General features: G+C 64.4%; 29 protein-coding genes and 1 riboswitch. Of the genes, 17 read left to right on the forward strand and 12 right to left on the reverse strand.

What is annotated here, in order from left to right; all coding sequences use genetic code 11:
* Window positions 1–4 precede the first annotated feature (4 nt).
* Entirely contained in the window at window positions 5–2,107 is a 2,103-nt protein-coding gene (locus AC5I5I_RS03425) for a TonB-dependent receptor (RefSeq protein ID WP_495969907.1), read from the reverse strand.
* A gap of 328 nt (window positions 2,108–2,435) precedes the next feature.
* Window positions 2,436–2,638: riboswitch (cobalamin riboswitch) on the reverse strand.
* Window positions 2,639–2,813: 175 nt separating this feature from the next.
* Between AC5I5I_RS03425 and AC5I5I_RS03430 the strand changes: the two genes are divergently transcribed.
* Complete coding sequence (locus AC5I5I_RS03430; protein ID WP_495969909.1) at window positions 2,814–3,404, forward strand: tetratricopeptide repeat protein; 591 nt, start codon at window positions 2,814–2,816, stop codon at window positions 3,402–3,404.
* 39 nt (window positions 3,405–3,443) lie between these two features.
* On the forward strand, window positions 3,444–4,031 hold the full coding sequence (locus AC5I5I_RS03435; protein WP_495969911.1) for a tetratricopeptide repeat protein: 588 nt from the start codon (window positions 3,444–3,446) through the stop codon (window positions 4,029–4,031).
* Window positions 4,032–4,047: 16 nt separating this feature from the next.
* On the opposite strand, the gene cutA is transcribed toward AC5I5I_RS03435, so the two are convergent.
* Window positions 4,048–4,386, reverse strand: a complete 339-nt coding sequence (cutA, locus tag AC5I5I_RS03440; protein ID WP_495969913.1) for a divalent-cation tolerance protein CutA — start codon at window positions 4,384–4,386, stop codon at window positions 4,048–4,050.
* Window positions 4,387–4,544: 158 nt separating this feature from the next.
* On the opposite strand from cutA, the gene AC5I5I_RS03445 reads away from it, so the two are divergent.
* From AC5I5I_RS03445 to AC5I5I_RS03470, 6 genes are all read left to right on the forward strand, one after another.
* Window positions 4,545–5,318: an NAD kinase gene (locus tag AC5I5I_RS03445; RefSeq protein WP_495969915.1), complete on the forward strand. Its 774-nt coding sequence runs from the start codon at window positions 4,545–4,547 to the stop codon at window positions 5,316–5,318.
* Window positions 5,319–5,412: 94 nt separating this feature from the next.
* The gene (locus AC5I5I_RS03450; protein WP_495969917.1) at window positions 5,413–5,979 is read left to right on the forward strand and encodes a response regulator; all 567 of its coding nucleotides are present in this window, start codon (window positions 5,413–5,415) and stop codon (window positions 5,977–5,979) included.
* Window positions 5,972–6,298, forward strand: a complete 327-nt coding sequence (locus AC5I5I_RS03455; RefSeq protein ID WP_495969919.1) for a hypothetical protein — start codon at window positions 5,972–5,974, stop codon at window positions 6,296–6,298. The genes AC5I5I_RS03450 and AC5I5I_RS03455 overlap by 8 nt, the downstream gene beginning before the upstream one ends.
* A gap of 13 nt (window positions 6,299–6,311) precedes the next feature.
* Window positions 6,312–6,548: a hypothetical protein gene (locus AC5I5I_RS03460; protein WP_495969921.1), complete on the forward strand. Its 237-nt coding sequence runs from the start codon at window positions 6,312–6,314 to the stop codon at window positions 6,546–6,548.
* A 67-nt stretch (window positions 6,549–6,615) separates the two neighbouring features.
* Complete coding sequence (locus AC5I5I_RS03465) at window positions 6,616–6,810, forward strand: hypothetical protein (RefSeq protein WP_495969923.1); 195 nt, start codon at window positions 6,616–6,618, stop codon at window positions 6,808–6,810.
* Between the two features lie 12 nt (window positions 6,811–6,822).
* Window positions 6,823–7,023 (forward strand): ribbon-helix-helix domain-containing protein, encoded by a 201-nt coding sequence (locus AC5I5I_RS03470; protein WP_495969925.1) that lies wholly within the window; start codon window positions 6,823–6,825, stop codon window positions 7,021–7,023.
* Between the two features lie 32 nt (window positions 7,024–7,055).
* Here the strand turns inward: AC5I5I_RS03470 and AC5I5I_RS03475 are convergent, their stop codons facing one another.
* Entirely contained in the window at window positions 7,056–8,132 is a 1,077-nt protein-coding gene (locus AC5I5I_RS03475; protein ID WP_495969927.1) for a DUF2336 domain-containing protein, read from the reverse strand.
* Between the two features lie 251 nt (window positions 8,133–8,383).
* Window positions 8,384–9,529, reverse strand: coding sequence for a transglycosylase SLT domain-containing protein (locus AC5I5I_RS03480; protein WP_495969929.1), 1,146 nt, complete (start codon window positions 9,527–9,529; stop codon window positions 8,384–8,386).
* 126 nt (window positions 9,530–9,655) lie between these two features.
* On the opposite strand from AC5I5I_RS03480, the gene AC5I5I_RS03485 reads away from it, so the two are divergent.
* Both AC5I5I_RS03485 and AC5I5I_RS03490 read left to right on the forward strand, forming a co-directional pair.
* Window positions 9,656–10,138 carry a MaoC family dehydratase gene (locus tag AC5I5I_RS03485; protein WP_495969931.1) on the forward strand — a complete coding sequence of 161 codons (483 nt, stop codon included), beginning with the start codon at window positions 9,656–9,658 and terminating at the stop codon, window positions 10,136–10,138.
* Window positions 10,139–11,008: an HpcH/HpaI aldolase/citrate lyase family protein gene (locus tag AC5I5I_RS03490; protein WP_495969933.1), complete on the forward strand. Its 870-nt coding sequence runs from the start codon at window positions 10,139–10,141 to the stop codon at window positions 11,006–11,008.
* A 15-nt stretch (window positions 11,009–11,023) separates the two neighbouring features.
* Here AC5I5I_RS03490 and hisI read toward each other — a convergent pair whose 3' ends face one another.
* Together hisI and folE are read right to left on the reverse strand one after the other, a co-directional pair.
* Complete coding sequence (gene hisI / locus AC5I5I_RS03495; RefSeq protein WP_495969935.1) at window positions 11,024–11,449, reverse strand: phosphoribosyl-AMP cyclohydrolase; 426 nt, start codon at window positions 11,447–11,449, stop codon at window positions 11,024–11,026.
* Between the two features lie 136 nt (window positions 11,450–11,585).
* A complete protein-coding gene (gene folE / locus AC5I5I_RS03500) occupies window positions 11,586–12,248 on the reverse strand; it encodes a GTP cyclohydrolase I FolE (protein WP_495969937.1) in 663 nt (220 codons plus the stop codon).
* 177 nt (window positions 12,249–12,425) lie between these two features.
* Here folE and AC5I5I_RS03505 point away from each other — a divergent pair, with 177 nt between their 5' ends.
* Entirely contained in the window at window positions 12,426–12,881 is a 456-nt protein-coding gene (locus AC5I5I_RS03505; RefSeq protein WP_495969939.1) for an iron-sulfur cluster assembly scaffold protein, read from the forward strand.
* A 32-nt stretch (window positions 12,882–12,913) separates the two neighbouring features.
* Here AC5I5I_RS03505 and AC5I5I_RS03510 read toward each other — a convergent pair whose 3' ends face one another.
* On the reverse strand, window positions 12,914–14,188 hold the full coding sequence (locus AC5I5I_RS03510; protein WP_495969941.1) for a COG3904 family protein: 1,275 nt from the start codon (window positions 14,186–14,188) through the stop codon (window positions 12,914–12,916).
* Between the two features lie 228 nt (window positions 14,189–14,416).
* Here AC5I5I_RS03510 and yidD point away from each other — a divergent pair, with 228 nt between their 5' ends.
* Complete coding sequence (gene yidD / locus AC5I5I_RS03515; protein ID WP_495969943.1) at window positions 14,417–14,782, forward strand: membrane protein insertion efficiency factor YidD; 366 nt, start codon at window positions 14,417–14,419, stop codon at window positions 14,780–14,782.
* Here the strand turns inward: yidD and AC5I5I_RS03520 are convergent.
* The 3 genes from AC5I5I_RS03520 to AC5I5I_RS03530 form a co-directional block, all read right to left on the reverse strand.
* A complete protein-coding gene (locus AC5I5I_RS03520) occupies window positions 14,731–15,648 on the reverse strand; it encodes a protein-methionine-sulfoxide reductase heme-binding subunit MsrQ (RefSeq protein ID WP_495969945.1) in 918 nt (305 codons plus the stop codon). The genes yidD and AC5I5I_RS03520 overlap by 52 nt on opposite strands.
* A 91-nt stretch (window positions 15,649–15,739) precedes the next feature.
* Window positions 15,740–17,875 carry a hybrid sensor histidine kinase/response regulator family protein gene (locus AC5I5I_RS03525; RefSeq protein WP_495969947.1) on the reverse strand — a complete coding sequence of 712 codons (2,136 nt, stop codon included), beginning with the start codon at window positions 17,873–17,875 and terminating at the stop codon, window positions 15,740–15,742.
* A 133-nt stretch (window positions 17,876–18,008) separates the two neighbouring features.
* On the reverse strand, window positions 18,009–19,211 hold the full coding sequence (locus AC5I5I_RS03530; protein ID WP_495969949.1) for a COG3904 family protein: 1,203 nt from the start codon (window positions 19,209–19,211) through the stop codon (window positions 18,009–18,011).
* A gap of 367 nt (window positions 19,212–19,578) precedes the next feature.
* Here AC5I5I_RS03530 and thrS point away from each other — a divergent pair, with 367 nt between their 5' ends.
* Both thrS and AC5I5I_RS03540 read left to right on the forward strand, forming a co-directional pair.
* Complete coding sequence (thrS, locus tag AC5I5I_RS03535) at window positions 19,579–21,558, forward strand: threonine--tRNA ligase (RefSeq protein WP_495969951.1); 1,980 nt, start codon at window positions 19,579–19,581, stop codon at window positions 21,556–21,558.
* Complete coding sequence (locus tag AC5I5I_RS03540) at window positions 21,558–22,364, forward strand: SDR family NAD(P)-dependent oxidoreductase (protein WP_495969953.1); 807 nt, start codon at window positions 21,558–21,560, stop codon at window positions 22,362–22,364. The genes thrS and AC5I5I_RS03540 overlap by 1 nt, the downstream gene beginning before the upstream one ends.
* 32 nt (window positions 22,365–22,396) lie before the next feature.
* Here AC5I5I_RS03540 and AC5I5I_RS03545 read toward each other — a convergent pair whose 3' ends face one another.
* Both AC5I5I_RS03545 and AC5I5I_RS03550 read right to left on the reverse strand, forming a co-directional pair.
* Window positions 22,397–23,413 carry a cytochrome-c peroxidase gene (locus AC5I5I_RS03545; protein WP_495969955.1) on the reverse strand — a complete coding sequence of 339 codons (1,017 nt, stop codon included), beginning with the start codon at window positions 23,411–23,413 and terminating at the stop codon, window positions 22,397–22,399.
* A gap of 47 nt (window positions 23,414–23,460) precedes the next feature.
* Entirely contained in the window at window positions 23,461–24,549 is a 1,089-nt protein-coding gene (locus AC5I5I_RS03550) for an RgsD C-terminal domain-containing protein (protein WP_495969957.1), read from the reverse strand.
* Window positions 24,550–24,661: 112 nt separating this feature from the next.
* On the opposite strand from AC5I5I_RS03550, the gene AC5I5I_RS03555 reads away from it, so the two are divergent.
* From AC5I5I_RS03555 to AC5I5I_RS03565, 3 genes are all read left to right on the forward strand, one after another.
* Window positions 24,662–25,231 (forward strand): nitroreductase family protein, encoded by a 570-nt coding sequence (locus tag AC5I5I_RS03555; protein ID WP_495969959.1) that lies wholly within the window; start codon window positions 24,662–24,664, stop codon window positions 25,229–25,231.
* A gap of 3 nt (window positions 25,232–25,234) precedes the next feature.
* Window positions 25,235–25,840 (forward strand): flavin reductase family protein, encoded by a 606-nt coding sequence (locus AC5I5I_RS03560; protein ID WP_495969961.1) that lies wholly within the window; start codon window positions 25,235–25,237, stop codon window positions 25,838–25,840.
* A gap of 86 nt (window positions 25,841–25,926) precedes the next feature.
* Complete coding sequence (locus tag AC5I5I_RS03565) at window positions 25,927–26,922, forward strand: patatin-like phospholipase family protein (protein ID WP_495969963.1); 996 nt, start codon at window positions 25,927–25,929, stop codon at window positions 26,920–26,922.
* The last annotated feature ends 12 nt before the right edge of the window (window positions 26,923–26,934 follow it).

The raw sequence follows: 26,934 nt of genomic DNA on the forward strand, positions 1-26,934 counted from the left end.
CAGCCTACCACTTCATGCCGGCGCGCAGCATGAAGGTGCGGCCAGGCAGCGGATACGCATTATAGACGCCGACATTGGTGAGGGTCGCGCTAGCGACCGAGTAATTGTAATACATCTCGTTGAAGAGATTTTCGATCGACGCCGCCCAGAAGAACTGGTCGAGTTCGCCGCCCAGCCGCACATCCACCAGCGTGACCGCCGGGATCTGCGGCTGGAAATTCGCCTGATCGTTGTCCATCCGCCGCTCGCCGACATAACGCACGACGCCATCGAACATCAGGTGACGCTTGAAGATGTTCCATGTCACGCCGATGCTGCCGGTCCAGGGTGACACCAGCGGCACCTGATTGCCGGCATACTGACCTTCGCGGAACGTGGCATCGATATAGGTGAGGCTGCCCTTCAGCCGCACATCGTCGGTGATCTGCCATCCCACGATGGTCTCGACGCCGCGCCGCTGCGTCGGATCGAGATTGTAGTTGATGAAAGTCACCGGATTGAACATCAACTCGTTTTCAAGCTTCATCTGATAGACGCTGCTCTGCAACGCGAACCGTCCGTATTTAAACCGCACGCCGGCTTCCATGTCGTGTGAGGTCTGCGTCTTGAGATTGAAGTTGGTCGGCGTCCCGTTCGGCGCCATGCCGACCCGCTCGTCGACATTGGGCGTCCGAAAGCTCTGCGCCGCGCGGCCGAAGACCGAAAAGACCGAATTGAAGCGATGTTCGAATCCGGCGTGATAGGCTTGGTTGGTTTCGGCCTGATCGAGCGGAATTCCCTGCGTATCGCCGAAGCAGCCGAAAGGCGGAAAGCAGACGACCGGTGAGGCACCCGGCGCATTGAGATCGAGTTGGTCTCTGGCGTTCACGCTCGTGCGCTGCACGCGTATGCCGCCTGACAGGTCGGTGGTCGGAAGCACCGACACGGTCTGTTGCCAATAACCACCGAGCGAGCTTTGCCCCAACCTGTATTGATGGATCGGCGCCAGGCCCGAAAACTGGCTGCGATCGGAATCGTAACTGGAATCGTAATAATCGAGACCGGTGATGATGCGCGACGGCAGGCCGAACAGCGGCGTGTTGATTTTCATGCGCGGCGTCAGCGAATAGGTCGACAGCGTGGTGTTGACGTAGGCTTCCTGGAACGGGGAAAAGAATCCCGCCTGCTGATCCTTGCGTCGCCAGCCGCCGTCCACAATCAGTTCGATGTCGGGTGCCAGCATATGGGTGAAACCACCGGTCGCGCTGTAGCCCTGCTTATCACCGTAGTCATAGGGCTTATCGGTACCGCGGCGGTCCGTGGTCATCTGATCGATCCCGAGGAAGGGATTGACGCGGCGCTCTCCCGGAAATCCGAGCCGCTGGTTGTCGCCGGACAGGTTGAGAAACCACGATCCCTGCTCGGTCGTGTAACGAAGATCGCCGACCGCATTTTGCTGATTGAGGTGGTTGTTCACGCGGTAGCCGTCTGACGTGACGGCATTTCCATAGACCGACGCGGAAAAGGGTCCGGACGATGTGCTCCCGGACACCCGCCCCTCGCGATAACCATAGGAGCCGGCCAGTGCCTCAACCCGCGCCGAGGGTGGCAGGTTGACGCCGGACTTGGTGACGATGTTGACCACGCCGCCGACTGCATTGTCGCCGTACAGGACCGCGCCGGAATTACCGCGGGTAATCTCGATCCGCTCGATCCCGTTCTGTGGGATCGACGACAGATCGACCGCCGCCATGTCGACGTCGTTGAGCCTGCGGCCGTTGATCAGGATCAGCGTATTGGATTGCGCGGTCGCACCGAAGCCGCGCAAATCGATGGTGCTGCCGGCGCCGTTGACGCTGCCGTAGAGGCTTTGGACCTGCACGCCCGCCTCGCGCGCGAGGATGTCCTGCACCGTCATGCTTGGGGACTGCGAGATATCCTCGGCCGTGATCACGGTGGTGGACGCACCCGTGATCCCCGCCGCGCCGAACAGGATGCCGCTCACCGCCTCGGCCTCCTGCACGGTTCCAGGAGCCGGTTCTGACGTCGTCGGGCGGCCGATGCCCCCGACCCCCGTCAACCGGCTGCTCGTCACGTTGATATCCGGCAGCGTGACGCTCTGCGCCATGGCCCCGCCGAAGGCCGCCGACGACAGCAGAGCGGCAAGTGCCGTCGCCCCGCTTCGCCTTGCCGCTCGGCCGCGACTTGTATTGGAAAAAGCCCCCATCATTACGATCCTTCGCCGCCCCGGCAGAGCCGGAGCCTTGGGTGAACACACCCGACGCGAAGGACACGCGAACCCCGCATTACCACCGTCGACGGCATACATCGCCACCGCGCCGGTCAGCGCCGCTCACGCCCTATGAAAAAGTCGCTGGGAGACCCCAGCGGCCTTCGCATCGGCATTTAAGCGTCACCGCTGCGAACAGCCGCTCCGTATGGACGCCCCGCCCACCGGTTGGGTGACTGCGCTGGCAGGTCTCCTGGCTCGCGGGTCGTCACCTGCATCCGGCCTTCCCGGTTTCCCAGTGGCCATGAATGGACGCAAATTCGCCGCTTACAGTTGCGGGGGCAGCCACGGCTTCGGTCGAAACGGACCGTTCCGCGTTCCCTCTTGCCTCTCCGGCCGGACCGGAGAACCAGTGCGGTAACCATGATCCATTCCGGCCGCCGGGGAGTCAAGATCACGCCGTTGTGAGTAACAGGCACCGGATTGACACGAAGAATCTGTATGTTTGATCAGGTGCGAGGGATGGCGCGATGTCCGTGCGAATTGTTTTGAACTATTGTCGCTGCTGCACCGACCAACACTCGAACACAGGGCGATAACCCGTATGATCAAACGCTTCCTTCTTGTTGCCGGTGTTGCCGTTCTGGCGACCGCCATGGCGGGTCAGGTTCACGCCATGGGTATCGATGAGCCTGCCAAGCCGGCCACCGCTCCCACCGACAAACCGGGCGAGAAGAAGGACGCCAAGCCAGCCGCCGACAGCAAGGCGCCCGACACCAAACCCGCCGATTCCAAGCCTGCCGATGCCAAACCGGCGGACAAGAAATCCGACCTCGAATTTCGCAACGGCTACAAGCTCGCCTATGACGCGGTCTACACGCGGCAGGATTATGCGCGCGGCATTGCGATCCTTGCAGCGCTGGGACACGACGGTCACCCTGATATCGCCAATCTGATCGGTTTTGCCAGCCGCAAGCTCGGCCGCACCGAAGACGCCCGCGCCTGGTATGAGAAAGCCCTCGCTTCTGATCCGAACCATTCGCGCACCTGGCAATATTACGGGATGTGGCATCTCGAGCGCGGCGACCGGGCGAAAGCCGAGCAGCATCTTGAGCGCATCCAGTTGATCTGCGGACAGGGTTGCGAGGAATACACGTCGCTGCGCGACGCATTGAACGGAAACATGACCTACTGAGCTGGCGAGCAGATGCTCTCCACAGACCGTGAGGCCGCGATGCAACTGCTACGTTCCACGTTTCTTGCGGCGGCATTCACCGGCGCCATCGCCTTATCGGCAACCGTTGGGTCAAATGCGCATGCCGCCGGGGTCGAAAATCCCGGCGCTGGCATGAGCCTGCAATCGGCGGATCCCGCCGGTCAGGCCAAGGACCCAAAGGTCAAGCGCAAGCCCGCACCGCGCGAAGGCAAGCAAAAGGCGCCGGAAAAAAAGTCCGAGCTCCCCTTCATCGAAGGCTATCGAAACGCCTATGCGCTGATCTACAGGCAGCAGGATTATGAGCAGGCCATCACCGTGTTGCGCTCGCTCGGGCGCGATGAGCATCCCGACGTCGCCAACCTGATCGGTTTTGCCAGCCGCAAACTCGGCCGCACCGAGGATGCCCGGACCTGGTATGAGACCGCGCTTGCCGCCGATCCCAGCCACACCCGCACCTGGCAATATTACGGGATGTGGCATCTGGAACGCGGGGACCGTTCGAAGGCCGAGCAGCACCTGGAGACCATCGCTTCGATCTGTGGCACGCAATGCGACGACTACACGTCGCTGAAGCTGGCGCTCGCGGGCGACGGTCTGGTCTACTGACGCCGGCGGGCCTGCCCTAGTCGCCGGCCATCGCCATGCGATCGGTCTCCGCCATGATCCAGCGCAGATAGGTGTCCTCGACCGACTCCACTGGGATCACCATGATCGCGGGCGTCTTGTAGGGATGCCCGGCCTTGATCGCCTTGCGCACCCGGTCGGCGAAAGAGGCGCGCGTCTTGATGAACATGATCACCTCTTCGCCGCGCTCGAGCTTCCCCTCCCACCTGTAATGCGAAACCATCCCGGGCAGGATGTTGACGCAGGCCGCAAGCCTCTGCTCCACCACTGCGCGTCCGGCCTTCTCCGCCTCGACAAGCGAAGGATAAGTCGTATAGACGAGCACTACGCGTTCCATAACGTCCTCTCTTGGGGGGCAACTCTTTGGGGACAGGCGTCCCCGGGGCAAGTGTCCCGGTTCCAGCTTGTACCCCGTTCGAACATCCAGATTCAAAGCCGCTCGCATACCGGGCGCGGCCGTTATAGCAAGCACGACACGATGAGCGAGCCGGTTTGATGAGCCGCCGATACGATAAAATCGCCTTCGTGGCGAGCCCGGCCCCGGAGGCCGTCGAGGCGCATGCACGCCTCGTCGCCCGGTATGGCGACTGCAAGCCCGAGGCCGCGGACGTTGTGGTCGCGCTCGGCGGCGACGGCTTCATGCTGCAGACGCTGCGCGCCCTGATGCGATCCGGCAAGCCCGTTTACGGGATGCATCGAGGCACCGTCGGCTTCCTGATGAATGAATTCAACGAGACCGGCCTGCAGGAGCGGCTGGCGGCGGCCGAGCCGACGGTGATCCACCCCCTAGTTATGCGCGCCAGCGACCGGGCGGGTCAATTGCATGAGCATTATGCGATCAACGAGGTGTCCGCATTTCGCCAGAGTTATCAGGCGGCACGCCTGCGCATCATGATCGACGGCAAGGAGCGTCTGCCGGAACTCGTCGCCGATGGCGTCATGGTGGCGACACCTGCGGGCTCTACCGCCTACAATCTCTCGGTCCAGGGCCCGATCATTCCGATCAAGGCCCCCTTGCTGGCGCTGACCCCGATCAGCCCGTTTCGTCCGCGCCGCTGGCACGGCGCCCTCCTCCCCGATTCCGCGCAGGTCACCATCGAGGTGATCGACCCGGACAAACGGCCGGTCGCAGCCGTCGCCGACCATTCCGAGGTGCGCGACATGACCCGCGTCGAAATCGCCATGGATCATTACATTTCCATGCACATGCTGTTCGACACCGGGCACAGCCTCGACGAGCGGATCCTGCGCGAGCAGTTCGGCTACTGATCTGCCGATTGCGCGGCGATTATCCTCAATCGTTCGTTAACGGCGAAGGCCGTACCCTCGCCCGCTACGCCCGTGGATTGTAGTTCAATCGCTCATGTCGCGCATCGATTTCAGCCGCCTGCGCTTCGTCGTGGTCGACGATAACGCCCATATGAGGCGGATCGTGCGCACGCTCCTGCAAGGCTTCGGTTCGCGCGAAGTCCATGAAGCCGAAGACGGTGCCGCCGGACTTGAAGCCTTCAACGCCAACGTTCCCGATATCCTGATCACCGACTGGGCGACGCCGATCTTCGACGGGCTCGAACTCACCCAGATGATCCGCCAGCCCGGCGCCAATCCCAACCCGTTCGTTCCGATCATCATGCTTACCGGCCATTCCGAAAGACGACGGGTAACGGCCGCGCGCGACGCCGGGGTGACCGAGTTTCTGGTCAAACCGCTTTCGGCCCGGGCGCTTTACGAACGCATCGTCAACGTCGTGATGAATCCTCGTCCGTTCGTCCGGACCAAGACCTATTTCGGTCCCGACCGGAGACGCTCCGCCAATCCTGGCTACAACGGCCCCGAGCGCCGGCGCGGCGGCCATGCCGATTTCATCACCCAACAGTCTTTGCTCGGAAAGGCACAACCGGCTGACCCGAAAGGACCCTCCCATGGCTGAACCGAGGAACAATCGGTGCGAAGTGCAGCTGTTCGGCGACCACGAGATCATCACTCCGGTCAACCGGCTCGAAAAGCTGAAGGTCAAGTTCGTGGCGCCGGGAGACGATCCGCTCGCGCGCGCCGAGGAAGCGCTCGCGCAATTATCGAGCGAATTCGGCGAGTGGATGACCGCGGAATGCGACCGCCTGGATGCGGCGCGACGGGCGGTGAGAGAACACGGCTTCACCAAGGGAAGTTTCGAAGAACTGTTTCATGCCGCTCATGACGTGAAGGGCGATGCCGCGACGTTCGGCTATCCGCTGGCCGCCGGCCGCTGAAAGTCTGTGCCGGGTGCTCGAACATTCGCCCGACAGGGATCGGATACCGATCGCCCTGATCGACCAGCATGTCGATGCGGTGCGCGCCATCGTTCGCGAATATGCGAGACCCGATATCGCGGACATCGCGACGGCGTTGACCGGCAAGCTGCGGCTCGTCTCCGACGAATTGCTGGTGCATGAAAACCGCCACCGCCCGGGCTACCTTGACGGGCTGATCTCGCCGCCGCTGGTGCCGGACAGCTTCTGACGCCGGCTCGAGGCTGAGCCCGGAACCGGAGGCCGCAGGCCGCGTTCTCCCCGGCAGGAGATCATCAATGGACGAAGAACGCCGCTTTTCACTCGCGCTCGGACAGGCTGTCATCTCCGCATGGGGCGACCTGCCGCAGGAGATTCAGCAGCGGCTGTTCGAGGATGCCGTTGTCGCCGGTCATCACACCGAGCGCGACGAATCCCTGCGCGAGCAGCTGGCGGTGTTCCTGCATCAGCACCATCCGCGGACTCAGGACTAGCGATCAGGCAACATGCCGCGCAAGCTGATCGCATTTCACCCCGAAGACATGCGGGCCCTGAGCGAGCTTGCGGAAGACCGCGCCACTACCCTTCAGGAACTGGTCGATGAAGCGGTGCGCGATCTTCTGAACAAGCACGGCCGGCCCACTGACCTGAAATCGGCGTTGCGCGACAGCGCGGAACACGCCCGCGATCCGGCCAGATCGCGTTAGTTCTTCGCTTCAGGAAAGTGGTTGCGTGCAGATCAGGCCGCGATCATCCGATCGGCGGGATCGGTCTGAAGCCCGTCGACCAGATCTTCGCAGAACATCCGCGCTTCTTCGCGGGCAGCCTCGGTCGCGAAGCGTCGCAACAGCATGATGAGCGGTGCAATCTCTTCGGCGTCGGCGCTGGTGCAGCGCGTCAGCACCCGCTCGATCATGCGGCGTTTCAAGCGGGCGGAACCGGACGGATCGCCGAGGAAACCGTCTTCCTGCATGCTCGCGATCGCCTCGCGGAAGGCGGGATAGGCGCTCGCAGGCAATCCTGCCGCCTCATAAACGGCGCGGAATCCGGCGCCCCGGCGGTCATGCACCAATCGCGTCACCCGCGACAGCGAGATGCCGGACAGATCGGCAAGGGATTCTTCGAACATCGTAACGTTGCCCGACAGCAGCGCGCGCAAGATCAGGCCGGCGGTTAGTTGCCCGCTCTCGCGCAGATGCCGGATCAGCGGCCTCACCTCAGCTTCCGGCGTGCCTGCGGCAAGCACCACGGTGGCCTTCTCGCACGCCTCCTTGACGACGCGGCGGGCGCGATCTTCGTTCAGCCAGTCGCGCGCGACCACGAATTCGGCCAGCGTCTCCGACAGTTTGGCGACCAGTGCCTGGCGCGTGGAGGCGGAAAGCCCCTCGCCCGCCAGCAGGATTTCCCGGATCGGCGCGAGATGGCCGAACCGTTCGACAATGCGGTCGATCGAGAACGACGCGATGTCGACGCCGTCGTTTTCCAGCAGTTCGAGACATGCCTCGGCGGAACCGACTTCTGCGATGGCGGCGGCGACAGAACGCGGCACATACGCGCGCCGCGCAATGGCACATTGCGCTGACGGCCCCTGCGTCGCCACCGCATCCACGAGGTCGGCGTCGACCAGAAGCGGCGAGCGCTCCAGAACGACAGCTGCGATTTCCGGCTGATCGGCGGCGAGCGCGTAGATGACGGAGGCCGGCGCATATTCGCTCGCTGCGAGCACGTCGGCCAGCGCGCCGCGCACCAGCGGCGATGCATCGTCGAGCAGCATCGTCATCGCGCCTTCTGCGGCCGCGAGATCGTCGTCCGACAAATCTGAATAAAGATAGGCGCGGGCCAGTGCAGCGGTCGCATCAGCCCGTTCGCCGGCGGGGGCACTACGCAACCAAAAGAGAAACTGTCTCACAATCATGTCTGGCTCAACACGCTGACGCGACGATATCCCCGCCGGCTGATACCAAGACTAGCGCGCGGCCCTTAACAAAGAGTTCACCATAAATCTTTGCGAAGATTGCCGGGGTGTTAACGCGCGCACTGCCCGTCCGCGCCGGCGCGTGACTGCGCCTAGCCGCGCACACCATGCGTGAAGAGCGAACGCACGTCGGGCCTCGTATCCTGGAACAGCCCGAGCGCGCCATAGCTGGCGGTGCCTTGGGCTTCCGAAGTTTGCGCGGCCTGAACCGGCTGGGTCGCCGGCATGCCTTGCGCGACCTGCGCGACTTGCGCCTCAGGCTGCGTCGACCGGGGCCGTGTCCTTTGCTCCAGGTCACGGGCGATGTGACGCGCCTGCTCCTGCTGCGTGGTCCGCGTCTTCGGAGCCCATAATTCGGTCACCGCGGCATTCACCGGTTGCGGACGCTGGGCCGTGCGATACGGATTGTGGAAGACCCGCTCACCCGGCACTGCGTTCTGCACCGCCTGTACGACATTCGGCGCCGCGGGGATGGCAGGGACCGCAGCCATGGCGGGGACGGTCGCGGTCGCTTCCGTCATCTGATAGGCCCGTGCAACGCGCGCCGTTTCCGCGACATTGCCGGTGCTCTGAACCGCTTCACCGCCGCTCAAACCGGCGACGCGGGACTTCGCCACGTCGAAGCGGCCGGCAAGATTTTGCGTGACCTCGGCGAACGAGCGGGCACGGCCGCTCTTATCGAAGAAGATCGAGCGATTGGCCCGCGCGGCGGCGGAAAACGACTCCGCCGCGACCGCGCCTGGATTGCTCTCGGCGGCCGATATCAGACGCGCCGCCCCGTTCGCGCCCATGAAATGGGCCATGTAAAGCTCGCCGTCCGTCGGGGCGCGTCCGAGCTTGTTGGTCAGGTGCTTGGCGTTGGAATTGGTGAATACGCCGGCCATCAGCGCATTCGCGGTCGGATCCTGACGCAGCGCCATGATCTCGCGCCGCATCGACTGGTCGGAAATCACATAGCGACCATCATCGGTGCGGGTGATCGCATCGGCATAGCGCGAATAGCCGAGATGCGGGCCGGCCTCTTTCAGCGTGCCGATCCAGGTCCGATCGATGAACTGGAACAGGCCGCCGGCCGAGGAGGTCTTGGCGGCGGCATTCGGATTAAGGTTGGATTCGACCTTCGCGGTTGCCAGCAGATAGCTGAACTTGGCGCCGGTGACCTGCGACGCCTTGCGAATCGCAGCGGTGACCGGTGTGGCCCCCGCAGGTCCCGCTGCCGTCGTGGCTTCGACCGCCATGCTGCTTAATCCTTCTCGGCCCGACGGCTGCGCTTGCCTGCCCGACCGTCGCGACTTTCGCGAATTATGGTAAATGGAGGGTTAAGACGGATTTTAGTCCGCGCCCTGCGCGGCGGGAGGAACTTCATGAGCGACGACAGGCGGCACCCGCGCGGCGGATTGTATTTCGAGGATTTCGAGCCCGGCCGCACCTATGAGCACCGCTATTACCGCACGGTGACTCAGATGGACAACATGCTGTTTTCCAACATGACGCTGAACCCGCAGCCCTTGCATATCGACCGGCATTTCTGCGCCACCGAAACCGAATGGGGCCAGCCGTTGATGAACTCGCTGTTCACGCTCGGACTGATGATCGGCATGTCAGTGAGTGACATCTCGACCGGCACGACCATCGCCAATCTCGGCATGCAGGAGACCCGATTTCCGCATCCGGTCTTCGAGAACGACACGCTGCATTCCACCACCGAAATCATCGGCAAGCGCGAATCGAAGTCGCGCCCTGATGCCGGCATCGTCGAATTGCTGCACCGTTGTTTCAACCAGGACGGCAAGCTGGTTGCGGAGTGCAAACGTCAGGCCTTCATCAAGAAGCGGCCGGTTGCCTGAATGCGCTCGCTCCTGTTCGTCCCGGGCGACTCCGACAAGAAGCTCGACAAGGGCGTGACCAGCGGCGCCGACGCGCTGATCGTGGACCTCGAGGATTCCGTGTCGACGGATCGCAAGGCCGCTGCGCGCGCGACCGCCCTCACCTTTTTGCAGGGCGCCAAGCGCGGCGGGCAGAAGCTGCTGGTACGTATCAACGCGCTCGATACCGGGCTGACCGACGACGACCTCGACGCCATCGTGCCGGGGCGGCCCGACGCGATCATGCTGCCGAAGGCCGCCGGCGGCGAGTCAGTCACGCATCTGCATGCCAAGCTGTCGGCGCGCGAGGCCATCGCGGGCCTGCCCGACGGTGGCATCGCCATCGTGGCGCTGGCGACAGAGACCGCGGCCTCGCTGTTCACCACCGGGACTTACTCCGGTTCGAGTCCGCGCCTGACCGCGCTGACCTGGGGCGCCGAGGACCTGTCCGCCGAACTCGGCGCCGAGGCCAACCGCGACACGGACGGCCGCTTCCTCGATCCCTACCGGCTGGCCCGCACCCTCTGCCTCGCCGGCGCCGCGGCGGCAGGGGTCGCTGCCATCGACACTGTCTATGTCGATTTCAGGAACGACACTGGCCTGCGCCGCGAATGCGAGGAAGCGCGACGCGACGGTTTCACCGCCAAGATGGCGATCCACCCGGCGCAAGTCGCGGCCATCAACGAGGTCTTCACCCCGACGCCGGACGCGATCGCGCATGCCCGCAGCATTATCGACGCGTTCGCAGCGCAGCCCGGGGCCGGCGTGGTTGGGATCGGCGGCAAGATGTACGACCGGCCGCATCTGGTGCGGGCCAGGGTGCTGCTCGCGCGAAGCGGAAACGGCAGCTGAGACTCGCTTCGGCGGTTACCGCTTATACGCGTCCGCCGGATCGAACGCCTTGTCCGCGTTGCGAAACTCGAGCGTCGCCTCGCCCGATTGCCCGAGCGGCACCGCGCGATAGAAGCACGAGCGGCGTCCGGTATGGCAAGCGCCCGGCCCCGTCTGCTCGACCCGGAGCCACACCGCGTCCTGATCGCAATCGACGCGGATCTCGATCACGCGCTGGGTGTGGCCGCTCTCCTCGCCCTTGCGCCAGAGCTTCTTGCGCGAGCGGCTGTAATAATGGGCGTCACCCGTCGCGATGGTTTTGGCCAGCGCCTCTGCATTCATGTGCGCGACCATCAGCAGTTCGCCGGTCGCGGCATCGGTTGCGACCGCGGTGATAAGTCCGTCGGCGTCGAATTTGGGGAGGAGACGTGTGCCTTCCTCGATGTCGCTTTTTTCAGCCATGGCAAATCCGGCAACAATCTCCCCGCGTCCCCGCAACGGCGGGGACCCAGCGCAAACAGGCAACGCGGAAAGGCATTAGCTGGATTCCCGCTTCCGCGGGAATGAGCGGAGTTCGAGGCGACCCGCGTGCTTAACGCTACCGCGAACGGACCGAATTCATAAAGCGCAGTTGCTCGTTCGGATCGTCCCGGAACGTGCCGCGGAATTGCGTCGTCACCGTCAGGGCGCCGGGCTTGGTGACGCCTCGGATCGACATACACATATGCTCGGCCTCGATCATCACAGCGACGCCCGCCGGCTTCAGGATCTCGTCGATGGCGGTGATGATCTGCGCGCTCATATGCTCCTGCGTCTGCAAACGCCGGGCAAACACGTCGACGAGGCGCGCGAGCTTCGACAGCCCCACCACCCGGCCGACCGGCCGATAGGCAATATGCGCCTTGCCGAAGAACGGCATGATGTGATGTTCGCAATGCGAATTGAAGGTGATGTCGCGCACCAGGACGAAATCGTCATAGGCCTCGCCCTCGGCAAAGGTCTTGTCGAGAACGTCAGCCGCGCTTTCGGTATAGCCGCGGAACATCTCCTCATAGGCCTCGACCACCCGCGAGGGGGTCTCCAGCACGCCCTCGCGGGCCGGATCGTCGCCGGCGAATGCGATCAGGGTGCGAACGGCCTCCTCGGCCTGTTCGCGGGTCGGCCGGCTCTCCAGCGGCGCGGGTGCGGCGCGCGCATGATCCGGCTGGGCCTGCGACGAGGCTGCGGGATGCTTTGGCCAGGGCTTCACGATCGCGTCCATGGTCTCTCCGTTCGACCGGCGCCCTATCGGCGGCGCCAGGCTCTGTCAGGGGTCGGCAGCGCCGGTATTCGCCCGGACGTCTCCCCGGGCTTGGACGCTGCAGTCCCGAGGCCATATATAGACGGTCACCCGATCAAGACAAATACGGTTTCCTGGTCCGAACCATCGGCTCTTTTCATGTTGAATGACGTCTATAACACCCGGATTCTTGAGCTTGCGGGGTCGATCCCCCGGATCGGACGCATGCCTGACGCGCATGGCAGCGCTACCGCCCACTCCAAATTGTGCGGGTCGACCGTCACCGTCGACCTGAAAATGGACGGCGATACCGTCACCGACTTCAGCCATGACGTGAAGGCCTGCGCGCTCGGCCAGGCCTCCTCCTCGATCATGGCCCGGAATGTGATCGGCTCGCAGGCCGGGGAATTGCGCTCGCTGCGCGACGCGGTCCGGCGCATGCTGAAGGAGAATGGCGCCCCGCCGGAGGGTAAATGGGCCGATGTGGCAGTCCTTGAGCCCGTCCGCGACTACAAGGCGCGCCATGCCTCCACGCTTCTGACCTTCGACGCGGTGGTCTCGGCGATCGACCAGATCGAGAAAAAACGCGCGGCCACCACCGAAGCGGCGGAATAAGGCGCCGGCCTACGATTGCCCCGACGTTTGGGCTAGCGCGATCCGGCCTGCAGCACGGCGTGCTCCGCGCGCGCCGGGTGCTGCGCGCAGCTGGCCATGAAAGGCGTCACGGCGGCGGCCGCGCCGCTATTGCCGATCCGGATCACCGCCGGGTCGGAAGTCCCGGACGTGGTTTCGATCACGATCGAACGCATCCGGCTCGAGGCAAAATTCTGCAGCATCGAACCCGTCACGGTTCCGCTCGCCAATGACTGCGCCTCGCCTCCATCCCGCGCCGCCCGCGGGACCTCAAGCGACATCGGAACGACAGTGTTGGCCAGCCGCAATGCTACGCTCGTCAGCGGTGCTGCGTCGACACCGATCCCACGCCGGGTCTCGGAATACAGCACGATATACTCGCCGGCATTCCTGCCGCACGTGAACGCCAGGTCGATGGTCCCCAGATCCTCGCCTTCCACCGTCAGAGGATGTTTGCGCGCAAGCGTGGTCACGCCGGCGCGCTCGGCCGTGAACCATCCGCGTTCAGCCTGCGCCGTGAGCGAAATGCGCTTGACCGGAAGCTGCGACGGACTCGCGCTGGTGGTCGATTGCGGCTGCGATGCGCGGGCGTCGGTGACATCGGAATTGTCGAGATTCATCCGCCGCATCTCCTCACGGCTCAGCAGCCGCATCGGCTCCCAGGGGGGAATTCGAAGCGACACCTCCAGAAGCTCGACGCTTCCGCCCATCTCGATGGTGTATTGCGCAAGCTTGCCGATATCCCGCTGCACCAGCACCAGATCCTCGGCGGAATAGTTTGCGGCCGCGGCATCGTCCCGTCGATCACCGAGCCAGATCTGATGCACGCGCACCCGCGCCTCCGGCGGCACGATGCGCTTGGCGCCGGCCAGCAGTACGAAGGCGCACATCGACTCGCAGTCGGCCTTCGGAACGATGCTTGCGATCCGCGGATCGGATGCGCCTTTGGTGTCGACGGTGCGCCCGACCGTCGTCGTCATGTTCAGCTTGCGGATCGAACGGCCGAGCGCGATCGCGCCATGCACCGATCCACCCTCGGAATTGAGCACAACGGTCGAACCGCGGAGATTGTTCTTGGCGGCGAAAACTTCGAAATCACGCGCGGTATCGGCACGGATCATACCGGTCGCCGAAATCCAGACCTTGCAGTTCGGATCGCAATTCACTGCGTCCTGCCGCAGCGTGAATTGCATAGGCGCCGAACGGGACGGATCACTTTCAGCGACCGGCGCCGCGAACGACACAAAGAGACATCCCAGTGCGACCGCACCGGTCAGGCGCAGCTTCATGCAAATCCCCCGGTTACCCGGAAATCCCGCACCACAAAGGTTCCGGCTTGTTGTCCACCGGTCTTTCGAGATCTCCCGTCACCCTGCGTAATTTTTAATATGCCTGCGGGATTCGCGTCCAGACCTGAGTGCTGCTCTGCAACGAAAGCACGAAAACAAATTCGGTCTGGAACTTTGTCGTAAAGTTCCAGATCGTCCCTATTTCAGGGGCAATTGGCGCATTCAGACATGACCGAACCTGTATCCTCGGCCAGGGCCGCCACCTCGAATATCGCCCGGTGTGTCCGCTCGGCACCACGAAATGCCGGTCGCGGGCTGATTCAACTGTATCGTTATTCGCTGTCGCCATTGATCGGGTTTCATTGCCGGCATCTGCCGACCTGTTCCGAATACGGCGATGATGCGCTGCGGCATCACGGGCTTTGGGCGGGCGGATGGATGACGCTTGGCCGGCTGTGCCGCTGCCATCCCTACGGAACCTCGGGCCTCGATTTTGTTCCGGCGGAGCCGCCAGCCAGGGCGCGCTGGTTCCTGCCGTGGCGCTATGCGCGCTGGCGTTCCACCAACGAGACCCCACCAGCCGCGGACACCTGATCCGCCGCGCTCCGGTCCGGACGGTCGCGCCGTGGCTGCATCCACGCTCGCACGGCATCGAGCAGGCAGACCGCAAGGCCGGCCCCGAGCACATACCACCCGGGCCGGATCGCCAGACCGAAATCGAATATTGTCGACAGTACCGTCATCGGCGAGACCTTGTACCAGAGCGCGATGCCGACGGCCTCGCCGAGGAAGGTCGCAAGCGATACGCAGACCGTCATCACAAAGAGCGCGAGCGTCGACAATTCCGGTCCCTTCCACGCGGCGAGTGCGCGGTAGATCATCAACCAGCCGAACAACCCGGTGATGGTCGCTGGCAGCGTGAAGTCAGCCTTGGTCTGCTGAAAGAAATGAAACAGCGACAGGAATGTCACCGCGTATGTCACCTGATGCAACCGGCGCCAGCGCAGTGCGCCGAGCCGTTTCACCATCGTATCATTGGAGGTGACCGCCAGCGCCACCAGGCCAAGCCAGGCAACGAAGCCGACCGTGAGATAGAGCCGCTTGACGATCTCGAGCCCGACCTTGACGAGATCGAAGCGCTCATCGGCGATGTAAAGGAAAATGTGCAACGTCGCATAGACGAAGGCGCCGACGCCGATCATGCGCCGCACGTCGAGTAGTCCGCCAAAGCGGCCGCTCCGGCGCAGCGGCGTGATCGCAAGCGCGACCAGCATGAAGATCAGCGCCCAATAGCCAGTTCGGTGTACGAGATCGTTCAGCAGCCGCGGCGCCAGCGTTTGCGAGAGCCAGGCTTGCAGCGCGAGCGCAACCGGAACCAGCAGCAGCGCAAGCCCGCCAAGCCGCATCGGCGAAATCCGCCCGCGCCGGTCGCGCCAGAGCTGGTACCAATGCGAGGTCATTGTGGGCGACTAACATATCGGGTGCCGGGCGCGAAGCATGCATTCGGTCTCTGACGCGGATGTGACTTCGAGAATGGCCACACCTGCCGGATCACGCCGTCGCCGCGCGCTTTTGTTGCGGCGGCTTGGCGGTTGCGGCCTGCAGCGCCTTTTTCAGTTCGGCAATGTCATAGGGCTTGCGCACCACCGGCATCCCGCGCGGCAACGGCTTGTCGACCGCGTTGTAATATCCGGTGGTCAGAACCACCGGCAGGCCGGGATATTCCTTGCCGATCTGATGCGCGAGTTCGACGCCGTTCATGCCGCCCGGCATCACCACGTCGGAAAATACAAGATCGAATTGCTCGCCGGCGCGCAACACCTCCAGCGCGGTTTGCGCGCTCGCCACCCGCGTTACCTGATAGCCGAGTTCGTTGAGCAACGCGGTGGCAATATCGGCGACCTCGGTATTGTCCTCCACCACCAGCACCGAGCCTGCATCGACCGGCGCGGCGTCGCCGATCCGCACCGGCGCGGAACGCTGCGGCTGTTCGGGCGAGCGCGGCAGATAGAGCGTGAACACCGCGCCCTGCCCGGCCCGGCTCGCCACCGTAACGGTGCCGCCGCTCTGCTTGGCGAAGCCATAGACCTGGCTGAGGCCGAGGCCGGTGCCCTTGCCGACCTCCTTGGTGGTGAAGAACGGCTCGAAAATCTTCGCAATGGTCTCGGGCGGAATTCCACAGCCGGTATCGCCGATCGACAAGGCGACGAAATCGCCCTCGAGCTTGTCATGCGCCGCGTCGCCGCGCAGCCGCACCGGCCGCACCGAAATCTCGATCACACCGCCATTGGGCATGGCGTCGCGGGCGTTGACCGCGAGATTGAGAACGGCGAGTTCAAGTTCGCTCTGGTCGACACGAACCGGCGCAATGGTCTCCGGCACGTCGATCCTGATTTCGATGTCGCCGCGCAGCGAGGGCGCGAGCAGCGAACGGAAGTCGCGAACGCGTCCGGCCAGATCGATGGTCGCCGGCGACAGATTCTGCTTGCGCGAAAATGTCAGCAATTGCCGCACCAGATTCTCCCCGCGCTGCGAGGCGGTCTCTATCATCTCGAGCTTGCGCACCAGTTTCGGTTCGCTCAATTCGCGCCGCAGGCGATGTACGTTGCCCTTCACGATCATCAGGATGTTGTTGAAGTCGTGCGCGACGCCGCCGGTCAATTGCCCGATCGCTTCCATGCGCTGGGCCTGACGCAGCGCGCCTTCAGCGGCGGCGCGGCGGCCTTCCTCCTCATAAAGCTTGCGCGTGCGTTCGAGCGCCACCCAGATCGCTGCCAGCAGAAGCGCGGTGACCGGCAATCCGAAGGCGAGATAGCCCGCCATGGCGGTCAGCCATTCGGCACGGATGGCGCCGGTCTCGGTCCCCGCCAGCACGAAGACCGGCAGGTCCGGCAGCTTCCTCCAGGCCAGTCGCCGTTCGATCCCGTCCGCCGCCGACACCCGGGTGGTGAAGCCGCCCCAGGGATTGTTGCGCATCGCCTCGGTGAGCGGAGTCGTGACCGGCTGGCTGGGATCGGAGCCGAGCGACGGATGACGTGCCAGCAACGCGCCATCCGCACGGACCAGCGAGGCATATGCGCCGGAATAGGACGATTGCAGCTTGTTGAAAAACTGCTCGAAATAGGACGGCCGGATGGACAGTTGTACGACGCCGCGAAACGCCCTGTCCGGGCTCGGACGCGCACGGCTCACGCTGAAGAAATCCTCGCCGGGATACGGTGCGCGCGGCCGCAGCACCTCTCCAACGAAGATATCGCCGCTGTTGCCGGTATGGGCCTGGAAATAGTCGCGATCGGCGAAATTCAGGCCCGCCGGCTGCGGATAGGCCAGCGAATTCACCAGCGCCCGCCCGTTTCGGTCGAACACCCACAGTGACTTGAATTGTGGCGACTGCGTGAGCTGGCGAAGCCGTTCGTGCAGCCGCGCCTCGTCGGCCACGATCTCGTCGTCCGACATGCCGCGGACGATCTCATTGGTCTCGGCAATGCCGCGCTCGATGGTCTCGAAGACCTTCAGTGCGTGCTCCTGGAGGATATTGACAGTCCGCTCCAGTCGCTCATCGGCGACCTTTTGGAGATGCCGATAATCGGTAACCGCGAGGAAGGAAAACAGAATAACGGGGAGGACAAAGGCCGCCACCATGGCGAGCCGCAACGACCGGATAGCGGAGGCTTGCGCAGTATCCATCAATCGTCAGGCAAGGGTTCCAAAGCGTGGATCGGCCGGGCAAGCAGCGTCGCCCGGCCGTTATACCTGTCTCCGCGCGTTGAACGCCCAACCCGCCCCGAGGTTCCGGCCGCGATGAAAGAATTTTGGAGCCTCAGACCCGGCCGACGCCACAGCGAGGCTGGGCGCCGCCCAGCGCTTCGGACAGTCCTTGCGTCGACAGCCGCGTCTCTCGCGACCAGGAGTCCTGCTCCTCCCGCAGCACGATAACGTCGCTTGCCGCTGCCCGTGCCAGCGCATCGGCGGCCACCGGCTGAACCCGGAGCTCGGTCGCCGCGTCGGTCCGCCGTCCCTCGTTAAACATCAGCACGAAGGCCTCGCCCGAGCTGATCCGCATCGCAACACGGCCCCCCTGCTCGGTGGAGGGCAGTTCGCGCCGCAAGGTGACCGACGGACGCTCGCCGGCAATACAGTCGATGCCGATGATCGTGGTCCGGTACTCGTCGCGATTGGATTGCGAGGGCTGGGTCACCGATTTCACGATGGTGAACTTGCCGTCCGCCACCGGAATGCGCAGCCAGCGGGTTTCGAAAGAATCGCCGGGCACGACGCCATAGAGGGTGAGTTCCCGTTCCGTCAGCCAATGCACGCGATTATGAGGCGTTTTTATCGCCAGATCGATCAGCGCGGGATCGACTCCGGCCAACGCCACATATTGCCGGAGCAACTCGTAGGCGCGCAGTTCAGCTTCGCGGGTCATTGCGGCATTCGCCCGCTGATTTGAAGCGTCGGCTGCACGGACCGGCACCAGCCGGTTCGCATGGACGCCGAATTTGGCGCCCGGACCGATCAGCCGCGCGGACGCGCCGATCAGGGCATAGCCGCAGCCCGACGCGCAGACGCCGCGATCGACCTTGAGCGCGGCCTTCAGCACCCGTCCCGAGGCCATCAGCTTGCGGCAGGCCGCATCGGCGCGCGCGCGAACCCGGCAGCCCTCGGGCAATGTCTGGCCGATCCCCGCGGTCATGCGCCGCTCCCGCAAAAGGTTGCCGGTTGCGATCGAGGGTTGCAATTCGCCGCCCGGCGAGTGGAAGAAGATCGGCAGCCTGCGGCGTGCCGGGACTTTCAGGAATGCGCTCAACCGCTCATGCACAGCGGGATCGAACGTGCCCTCGGCGGCGATCCAGGTGTCGCAGCCCGGACCGCAGGCATCCGCGTCGCCCTTGGCGACGAAGAAAATCATCGGCTCGTGCTTGAACCCGCCACGCGATTTTTGTGCGGGCTGCGCGAATGCAGCAGTCGCGGCCGGCAGCAGCAGCGCGCAAAGGACGGAGAGAGCAAGTCGCGGAGAAACCATCGGAGATATATGCCGGCGGCGAACACTTTGCACATAGGGAGCAAATCAAAGCGGCGGTAGAGTGGCGCGGTTGTCCGCGACGCGCAGGAGCTGGGTCTTCGGTGGTATCGGTAGCCTGGCGCGCCGCATCGCGGCAACAGCGAAGGAGCGCTTCCGCAAGTCCTCCGGTCGAAGTCGGGAACGTACGGTTACGTGCCTGGTCTCCGCCGCGACCCTCGTTTGGAACGAGCCCATTCGCCGCGATTTCGCTGAGGACCGCGAGCTGCGCTACCAAGCCGATTGCCCTTCCCTCACCCTTTGCTATATGCCTGACCGACATCCGCTTACCCGCGCTCGTTCGCGGGAGTGAGCAACAGGAGCTGACATCATGGTCGCGCTGACCTTTCCCGACGGCGCCCGCCGGGAGTTTCCCGCCGGCATTTCCGGCGCCGATATTGCCAAGGGCATTTCGCCCTCGCTGCTCAAACGCACGGTCGCAATGGCCCTCGACGGGGTGGTGACCGACCTCGCCGACCCGATCACCGCCGACGCCAGGATCGAGTTTCTGAACAGGGAAGACCCGCGTGCGCTGGAACTGATCCGGCACGATTGCGCGCATGTGCTCGCCGAGGCGGTGCAGGCCTTGTGGCCGGGCACCCAGGTCACCATCGGTCCGGTGATCGAGAACGGCTTCTACTACGACTTCGCCCGTAACCAGCCGTTCACGCCGGAAGACCTCGGCACGATCGAAAAGAAGATGCGCGAGATCATCGCGCGCGACAAACCCTTCACCAGGGAGGTCTGGACGCGCGACGAGGCCAAGCGCGTGTTCCGGGACAAGGGCGAGAACTTCAAGGTCGAACTGATCGACGCCATTCCCGAAGATCAGCAGCTCAAGATCTACAAGCAGGGCGAGTGGTTCGATCTGTGTCGCGGCCCGCACATGACCTCGACCGGAAAGATCGGCAACGCCTTCAAGCTGATGAAGGTCGCGGGCGCCTATTGGCGGGGCGATTCAAACCGCGAGATGCTGTCGCGCATCTACGGCACCGCATTCGCCAAACAGGACGAACTCGACGATTACTTGCATCGCATGGAGGAAGCCGAGAAGCGGGACCATCGCAAGCTCGGCCGCGAGATGGACCTGTTCCACTTCCAGGAGGAAGGTCCCGGCACGGTGTTCTGGCATCCCGCCGGCTGGACGATGTTCCAGGAAATCGTCGCCTATATGCGCCGTCGCCTGAAGGGCGATTATGCGGAAGTGAACGCGCCGCAATTGCTCGACAAGTCGCTGTGGGAGACCTCCGGCCATTGGGGCTGGTTCCGCGAAAACATGTTCATGGCGAAATCGGCCGGCGATCACACCGAGGACGAGCGCGTGTTCGCGATCAAGCCGATGAACTGCCCCGGCCATATCCAGATCTTCAAGCACGGCCTGCGTTCGTATCGCGAATTGCCGTTGCGGATGGCCGAGTTCGGACTGGTGCATCGCTACGAGCCGTCCGGCGCCCTGCACGGGCTGATGCGGGTGCGTGCCTTCACCCAGGATGACGCGCATGTCTTCTGCACGCCCGAGCAGATGGCCGAGGAATGCCTGAAGATCAACGACCTGATCCTCTCGACCTATGCCGATTTCGGCTTCGAGGGCGAGATGACGGTGAAGCTCTCCACCCGCCCCGAACAGCGCGTTGGCTCCGATGAGGCGTGGGATCATGCCGAAGCGATCATGCAGGACGTGCTGAAGCAGATCGAAGCGCGCAGCGGCAACCAGAAGATCAGGACCGCGATCAATCCGGGCGAAGGCGCGTTCTACGGGCCCAAATTCGAATACGTTTTGCGAGATGCAATAGGTCGCGACTGGCAATGCGGCACGACGCAGGTCGACTTCAACCTGCCGGAGCGGTTCGAGGCCTTCTATATCGCGCCCGATGGATCCAAGCAGATCCCGGTGATGATCCACCGCGCGATCTGCGGCTCGATGGAGCGCTTCCTCGGCGTGGTGCTGGAGCATTATGCCGGTCACCTGCCGCTGTGGCTCGCGCCCAAGCAGGCGGTGATTTGCACCATCGTGTCGGATGCCGACGATTACGCCCACGAGGCGATGAAGGCGGCGACGGCGCTCGGCTTGCGGGTCTCGACCGATCTTCGCAACGAGAAGATCAACTACAAGGTGCGCGAACATTCGCTCGCCAAGGTTCCGGTCCTGCTGGTGGTCGGCAAGAAGGAGGCCGCGGAAGGCACGGTCTCGATCCGCCGGCTCGGCAAGGAGGGCCAGCAGATCATGCCGCTCGATCAGGCGCTCGCCATGCTGGCCGAGGAGGCCCTGCCGCCGGATCTCCGGCGCGCACGCTTGGCGAAGGCGGCCTGATGTCGCTGGAGCTGTTCAAGCTCGATGGCAAAGTGGCGCTGGTCACCGGCGCGGGGTCCGGGCTTGGCCGCGAAATGGCGTTCGGCCTCGCGGCCGCCGGCTGCGACGTGATCTGCGCCGATCGCGACAAGGGCTGGGTCACCGAAACCGTCTCGATCATTCACTCGACCGGCGGCAAGGCCTCGCGCATCGTGTTCGATGTCGCAAACGAGAGCGAGGTCGCCCATCTCGGCCGCGCGGTGCAGTCGTCGCATGGCAAGCTCGACGTGCTGGTCAACAATGCGGGGGTCGCGCCCTATCCGAAACGGCTGCATGAGGTCGAGTTCGCAGACTGGCGGCGGGTGGTCGACGTGAACCTGACCGGGCCGTTCCTGGTCGCGCGCGCGGTCATCCCGCTGATGCTGCAGGCGCGCTCGGGCTCGATCATCAATGTCGCATCGCTGATCGGGATCGGCGGCTTCTATCCGGGCATGCCGGTATCGGGCGTGGCCTATGCAGCCACCAAGGCCGGTCTCATCGGCATGACGAAGCAGATCGCGGCCGAATACGGCGCCGACAATATTCGCGCCAATGCCATCGCCCCGGGCTGGCAGGGCGCGGGCACCCGTCTTGCCGATCATTTCAAGGCGGACTGGAGCGACGAAAACAAGCAGCGCTTCGAACAGGCCATCGCCGCCGGCACCCCGATGGGCCGACGCGGTGCAGCCAAGGAATTGCAGGGACTGGTGATCTATCTCGCCAGCGACGCCTCGGCCTATGTGACCGGGCAACTGATCGCCCATGACGGCGGGTGGACCGCCGTCTGAGCAAAAGCGACGGCGGCTGGACCGCCGTCTAGTTACTTCGCCCCGTCCTCCCCCGTCAGCGTCTGCATGAATGCGACCAGATCGTCGCGCTCCTGCTCCGTCAGTTCGAACGGATTGATCATCGGCGAACGGCTTGGCCGGTCGATGCCGCCCTTCACGTAAAGATCGACGACATCGCGCAAGGTCGCGGCGCTGCCGTCATGCAGATAGGGTGCGCGCAGCGCCACCGACCGCAGCGTCGGCGTCTTGAACGCGAATTGCATCCTCGGGTCGTGCTTCAACTCGCGTCCGCGGCCCGGGTCGGTCGTACTGGTCCCGACGTCGTGAAAGGCATCGTCGGTGAAGCGCCAGCCGTGATGGCAGCCGGCGCAGGCGGCCTCGGTGTGGAACAGGACGAAGCCGCGCTTCGCCGCTTCAGGGATGGCGGTCTCGTCGCCCTCGATCCAGCGGTCGAACGGCGCCTGGCCCGGCTCGATACTGCGTTGGAATGCAGCGAGCGCGATCACAACATTGTCGAGATTAATCGGCGCTCCCGGCAAAGCCTTTGCGAATTGCGCCACATAGCGATTGTTGCTGCGGAGACGCGAAACAATATCGTCCACCTTCACTTCGTTCGGGGTCGCGAACATCGACATCGAACCGGTGCCGATCGACGACACAGCCTGCGCCTCCAGCGTCGCATGGCGCCCGTCCCAGTCGAAGGGCGGCCGGGCGTGACCGATCCCGAGCAAAGTCTGGGTCTTGCGCTGGGTCGGACGTCCGGAATCGGCGATGCTGCGCGGCTCATTCGCGGCCCAGCCGAGTTCCGGCCGGTGGCACGTCGCGCAGGACGTCTTGCCCGTCGCCGAAATGATGGGGTCGAAGAACAGGTCGCGGCCAAGATCGACCAGCGCGGCGTTCTCGATGGCCCGTGCCGGCGGACGCCGGTACTCCGCCTTCATCCGGGCGATGTCGTCGGCGCGCGGGCCATCGGCAAAAGCGGTCCCTGAGCCAGGACCTGCAAGCGCCAGCAGCACAAGCGTGACACAAAGAGCGAGCGGACGATGCAAGATCGCCTCCGAATGGCGCCGCCGTCAGGGCGTCCGGCGCAACGCCGTCACCGCGCGATCACCTCGATTTCGCGATCGACGCCAGGGACAACGTTGAAGTCATGCTGGAACGAGCGCCCCTCGTTGCGCGCGATCACGCGATAGTCGCCCTCCGCCAGAACCACGCGCGGGAAGGCACCGATCGATTCCTTGATGACGTCGCCGCCGGGCGTCAGCACCGACCATTGCGTATTGGCCAGCGCCTCGCCGCCATTGCCCGACACCAGCTTGAGTGTGACGATCGCGGCGCGATGATTGACGGTCACGTCGGTGACGCGCGCGGCCTGCACGCGGATATCGGAACGCACCACCGCGTTGCCGTCGCCGTAATGCGAAATGATATGATAGGTGCCTTCCGGCACCAGCATCACTTCGCCGGTCAACACGTTCTGGGTGAGCGGACGCTTGTCTCCGGTCTCGAACTGGCTGCCCTTGTAGACATCGAAATGGATTTGCGACGCCGGAATGCGCGCATCGCCGACCTTGCCCTCGATGCGGATGCCGCCGGCCGGGATGTCGAACACCTCTCGCACGGCCTCGGAACGCAACTGCACCTTCTTCAGCGTATGCGCGTGGCCCATGCTGGCGTGAACGATGTAGCCGCCCGGCGGCAGCAAGATGGTGGGCGCGGCAGACTTGTCTTCGCGGATCGGCCGGATCACGCCTGCGGCATCTGCCCTGTCGGGGAAAACGCGCCAGAGGATTCCACCGGGCACCTGCGGCATATCGCTGCCAAAGCGCGCACTCAGATTGAGCGCGACCTGCCCGGGCGGTGCGACAGGTGCCAATGCCGGAGCGGGAGACGGGATCGCCAGTGCCGGCGGCCGCTCGATTTTCTCGGGCGCCACCAGCGGCGCGACCGGTAGCGGAATCGGCGCCGGTGGACGCAACACGTCGGAACCGGGCGCGACCAGGCTGGCACCGGGTGGCGCCAGACTCTGCGGTTCGCCGGGTGCGGCGGAGGCCGAGGGCACGCCGATCGGCGCCGAGCCACCGCTGGTGAATGGCTGCGCCGAAGCCGGCCAGACGCCCGACCAGACGCTCGCAACAAGCAAAGCGACGGCGAATGCCGTGCCTGAGCCTGCCCGCGCCGCCATTGTTCCCAACGCCCTCATGCGGTTGTTTTCAGCGGAAATCGCGGCGAATTCAAGCCTGCTCGGGACCCGCGGGCATTTGTGCCGCCATGCGGCCTGTGGTAGCGGCAACGGCATGACCGATGCCCTCTCCCTGCTCACGACACGCCGCTCCGTCAAGCCGATCGAGCTGAACGGCCCTGCCCCCACACAATCCGAAATCGACACGATCCTGACCATCGCCTCGCGCGTCCCGGATCATGGCAAACTGGCGCCCTGGCGCTTCATCCTGTTCGAGGGCGATTCCCGCAACCTCATCGGCGAATCGATCGCTGATATCTTCCGGTCGGACCGCCCGGACGCGACCCCCGACCAGATCGCCTTCGAGCGCAACCGCCTGGCGCGCGCGCCGCTGGTGATCGCCGTGGTCAGCCGGGCGGCGGCGCATGCCAAGATTCCGGAATGGGAACAGGTCCTGTCCGCCGGTGCCGCCACCATGAACCTGGTCACCGCCGCCCATGCGCTCGGCTATGCCGCCAACTGGATTACCGAGTGGTACGCCTACGACCCGCGTGTCCTGAAGGCGATGGGGCTTGCGGATGGCGAGCGCATTGCCGGTTTCGTGCATATCGGCAAGCCGTCGCGGCCGCCGGAGGATCGCCCGCGTCCGCCGCTGTCGGAGATCGTGACCCGCTTTGGCGGCTGAGCGATGTTCTACGACGCGCGCAAGAACGATCACGGTCTGCCGCACGATCCGTTCAAGGCGGTCGTGGCGCCGCGCCCGATCGGCTGGATCACTTCGATGAGCGCCGGCGGCGCGATCAATCTCGCGCCCTATTCGTTCTTCAATGGCGTCTCCAGCCGACCCCCGGTCGTGATGTTCTCCAGCGAGGGACAGAAGGATTCGTTCGCCTTCATCCGCGAGACCCGCGAGTTCGTTTGCAATCTCGCCACCTGGGACCTGCGCGAGGCGATGGACCGGACTTCGGCGCCGATGCCGCGCGGTGTCGACGAGATGAAGGACGCCGGACTCGCCGCCGCGCCATCGCGGATCGTCAGGCCGCCACGCGTGGCGGCGTCACCCTGCGCGCTCGAATGTGTGTTGCTGCAGATCCTGCCGCTCGCGGATATCGACGGACGCGATCTCGACACCCATGTGGTCTTCGGTCAGGTGGTCGGCGTGCATATCGACGATCGCTTCATCCGTGACGGGCGGCTCGACACCGCCGCCATGAAGCCGATCGCCCGCAACGGCTATCGCAACTATGCCGTGGTCGAAAGCGAGTTTCAGATGGTGCGACCGTCGACGCCCTGATGTGATGAGTCGCACAGCCGCAATTTTTTCCGCGCGCTCTTGTCTCGGCCCGGCGATGCCGCAATCATCGGGAAAAGGAACCAACCTTGCTGCAGGACCTGATCCGGCGCGCCATGAACGGTGACCGCACGGCGGAAGCAGATGCGGAGAAAGCGGTGCCACCCAGACCGAGCATCGGTCTTGCGTTGGGCGGCGGAATCGCGCGCGGCTTCGTCCATATCGGTGTTCTGCAGATCCTGGCGAAACATGGCATCAAGCCCGATGTCGTGGTCGGCACCTCGATCGGCGCCGTGGTCGGCGCGTGTCATGCCGCTGGCAAGCTCGATGCCTTTGATCAATGGGCGCGCGGACTAACGACGCGCGGCGTGCTCGGCTATCTCGATGTCAGTCTCGGCGGCTCGGGCCTGATTTCCGGCAATCGGCTGGCGCAGCGTCTCGAGGACACATTCGGCGGCGCGCTGCTCGAAGATCTTCCGAAACGCTGCGCCTGCATTGCGACCGAGCTGGGCACCGGCCACGAAATCTGGCTGACGCGCGGGCGGGTCGCCGATGCCGCGCGCGCATCCTATGCCCTGCCCGGTCTGTTCACGCCGGTGCGCCTCGGTGGCCGCTGGCTGGTGGATGGCGCGCTGGTCAATCCGGTGCCGGTATCGGCGGCGCGTGCGCTCGGCGCGCGGCTGGTGATCGCGGTCAACCTGAATTCCGACATGCTAGGACGCGGCGGCACGATTTCGGATCACGGTCCGGACGCGGACGACGCCCGGATTCTGACCGAGATGCGGGAGCGCCCGGCCGGGCTGGGACGCTTCCTCAGTCCTGAATTCCTGCTCAAGCGGCAATTGATCGGCGGCCGGAGCAGCCCGAACATCGCCAGCATCATGGTGGATTCGTTCAACATCATGCAGGATCGTGTGACGCGGTCACGCCTCGCCGGCGACCCGCCTGACGTCATGATCTCACCACGCTGCGGCAAGATCGGATTGTTCGACTTTCATCGCGCCAAAGAAGCGATCGAGATCGGCGTCCAGGCCGCTGAACGATCGCTCCCCGATATCGAGGATGCGCTCGCCGCCCTTACCTGAGCGGCGATAACG

It is taken from the genome of Pseudorhodoplanes sp., assembly GCF_059499825.1.

Coding starts and splice junctions, on each gene's coding strand:
- AC5I5I_RS03425 (WP_495969907.1), bottom strand. CDS start 2,107: ATGGCGCAGAGCGTCACGCTGCCGGATATCAACGTGACGAGCAGCCGG.
- AC5I5I_RS03430 (WP_495969909.1), top strand. CDS start 2,814: ATGATCAAACGCTTCCTTCTTGTTGCCGGTGTTGCCGTTCTGGCGACC.
- AC5I5I_RS03435 (WP_495969911.1), top strand. CDS start 3,444: ATGCAACTGCTACGTTCCACGTTTCTTGCGGCGGCATTCACCGGCGCC.
- cutA (WP_495969913.1), bottom strand. CDS start 4,386: ATGGAACGCGTAGTGCTCGTCTATACGACTTATCCTTCGCTTGTCGAG.
- AC5I5I_RS03445 (WP_495969915.1), top strand. CDS start 4,545: ATGAGCCGCCGATACGATAAAATCGCCTTCGTGGCGAGCCCGGCCCCG.
- AC5I5I_RS03450 (WP_495969917.1), top strand. CDS start 5,413: ATGTCGCGCATCGATTTCAGCCGCCTGCGCTTCGTCGTGGTCGACGAT.
- AC5I5I_RS03455 (WP_495969919.1), top strand. CDS start 5,972: ATGGCTGAACCGAGGAACAATCGGTGCGAAGTGCAGCTGTTCGGCGAC.
- AC5I5I_RS03465 (WP_495969923.1), top strand. CDS start 6,616: ATGGACGAAGAACGCCGCTTTTCACTCGCGCTCGGACAGGCTGTCATC.
- AC5I5I_RS03470 (WP_495969925.1), top strand. CDS start 6,823: ATGCCGCGCAAGCTGATCGCATTTCACCCCGAAGACATGCGGGCCCTG.
- AC5I5I_RS03480 (WP_495969929.1), bottom strand. CDS start 9,529: ATGGCGGTCGAAGCCACGACGGCAGCGGGACCTGCGGGGGCCACACCG.
- AC5I5I_RS03485 (WP_495969931.1), top strand. CDS start 9,656: ATGAGCGACGACAGGCGGCACCCGCGCGGCGGATTGTATTTCGAGGAT.
- AC5I5I_RS03490 (WP_495969933.1), top strand. CDS start 10,139: ATGCGCTCGCTCCTGTTCGTCCCGGGCGACTCCGACAAGAAGCTCGAC.
- hisI (WP_495969935.1), bottom strand. CDS start 11,449: ATGGCTGAAAAAAGCGACATCGAGGAAGGCACACGTCTCCTCCCCAAA.
- folE (WP_495969937.1), bottom strand. CDS start 12,248: ATGGACGCGATCGTGAAGCCCTGGCCAAAGCATCCCGCAGCCTCGTCG.
- AC5I5I_RS03505 (WP_495969939.1), top strand. CDS start 12,426: ATGTTGAATGACGTCTATAACACCCGGATTCTTGAGCTTGCGGGGTCG.
- AC5I5I_RS03510 (WP_495969941.1), bottom strand. CDS start 14,188: ATGAAGCTGCGCCTGACCGGTGCGGTCGCACTGGGATGTCTCTTTGTG.
- yidD (WP_495969943.1), top strand. CDS start 14,417: ATGACCGAACCTGTATCCTCGGCCAGGGCCGCCACCTCGAATATCGCC.
- AC5I5I_RS03520 (WP_495969945.1), bottom strand. CDS start 15,648: ATGACCTCGCATTGGTACCAGCTCTGGCGCGACCGGCGCGGGCGGATT.
- AC5I5I_RS03525 (WP_495969947.1), bottom strand. CDS start 17,875: ATGGATACTGCGCAAGCCTCCGCTATCCGGTCGTTGCGGCTCGCCATG.
- AC5I5I_RS03530 (WP_495969949.1), bottom strand. CDS start 19,211: ATGGTTTCTCCGCGACTTGCTCTCTCCGTCCTTTGCGCGCTGCTGCTG.
- thrS (WP_495969951.1), top strand. CDS start 19,579: ATGGTCGCGCTGACCTTTCCCGACGGCGCCCGCCGGGAGTTTCCCGCC.
- AC5I5I_RS03540 (WP_495969953.1), top strand. CDS start 21,558: ATGTCGCTGGAGCTGTTCAAGCTCGATGGCAAAGTGGCGCTGGTCACC.
- AC5I5I_RS03550 (WP_495969957.1), bottom strand. CDS start 24,549: ATGGCGGCGCGGGCAGGCTCAGGCACGGCATTCGCCGTCGCTTTGCTT.
- AC5I5I_RS03555 (WP_495969959.1), top strand. CDS start 24,662: ATGACCGATGCCCTCTCCCTGCTCACGACACGCCGCTCCGTCAAGCCG.
- AC5I5I_RS03560 (WP_495969961.1), top strand. CDS start 25,235: ATGTTCTACGACGCGCGCAAGAACGATCACGGTCTGCCGCACGATCCG.